The 1,287-nt window shown below is 67.8% G+C and carries 1 protein-coding gene; it reads left to right on the forward strand.

Annotation, left to right across the window (positions count from 1 at the left end):
* Positions 1 to 16 precede the first annotated feature (16 nt).
* A partial coding sequence (locus tag APZ21_RS28850; protein WP_204249174.1) for an IPT/TIG domain-containing protein occupies positions 17 to 1,287 on the forward strand: 1,271 nt, incomplete at its 3' end.

Genomic DNA, 1,287 nt, shown 5'->3' on the forward strand with positions numbered 1-1,287 from the left:
CACCGGAGCTACAGCGGTGAGTTTCGGTGCGACACCGGCGACCTCGTTCACGGTCGACTCCGCCACCCAGATCACGGCCGTCGCTCCGGCGGGGACCGGGACGGTACAGGTCACCGTCACCACGGTCGGCGGGACCAGCAACGGTGTCGCCTACACCTACGTTCCGGTTCCCACCCTCACCACGGTGGTGCCGAATGTGGGACCGGTGGCCGGCGGAACAACGGTCGTCTTGACCGGAACCAACCTCACCGGGGCCACGGCCGTCGATTTCGGTGCGACACCGGCCACTTCGTTCACCGTCGACTCCGCGACACAGATCACCGCGGTCGCTCCCGCAGGAACCGGGACCGTGCAGGTCACCGTCACCACCGCGGGCGGCACCAGCAACGGTGTCGCCTACACCTACATTCCGGTTCCCACCCTCATCACGGTGGTACCGAACGTGGGACCGGTGGCCGGCGGAACTACCGTCGTCTTGACCGGAACCAACCTCACCGGGGCCACGGCAGTCGACTTCGGTGCGACACCGGCCACCTCGTTCACCGTCGACTCCGCAACCCAGATCACGGCCGTCGCTCCCGCAGGAGCAGGAACCGTCCAGGTCACCGTCACCACGGTCGGCGGGACCAGCAACGGCGTGGGCTACACCTACATTCCGGTTCCCACCCTCACCACGGTGGTACCGAACGTGGGACCGGTAGCCGGCGGAACAACCGTCGTCCTTACCGGAACCAACCTCACCGGCGCCACGGCAGTCGACTTCGGTGCGACACCGGCGACCTCGTTCACCGTCGACTCCGCCACACAGATCACCGCGGTCGCTCCGGCGGGGACCGGGACCGTGCAGGTGACGGTCACCACCGTCGGTGGAACCAGCAACGGCGTGGCCTACACCTACGTTCCGGTTCCCACCCTCACCACGGTGATACCGAGTTCCGGGCCGACAGCGGGCGGAACAACGGTCATCCTCACCGGCACCAACCTGACCGGAGCTACAGCGGTCGACTTCGGTGCGACACCGGCCACCTCGTTCACGGTCGACTCCGCAACCCAGATCACGGCCGTCGCTCCCGCGGGGACCGGGACCGTCCAGGTGACCGTCACCACCGCGGGAGGGACCAGCAACGGCGTCGCCTACACCTATGTCCCGGTTCCCACCCTCACCACGGTGGTACCGAACGTGGGACCGGTAGCCGGCGGAACAACCGTCGTCCTCACCGGAACCGACCTCACCGGGGCCACGGCAGTCGACTTCGGTGCGACACCGGCGACCTCGTTCACCGTCGA

Origin of the sequence: Nocardia arizonensis (assembly GCF_001310275.1) — a bacterium.
Classification (GTDB): Bacteria; Actinomycetota; Actinomycetes; order Mycobacteriales; family Mycobacteriaceae; genus Nocardia; species Nocardia arizonensis.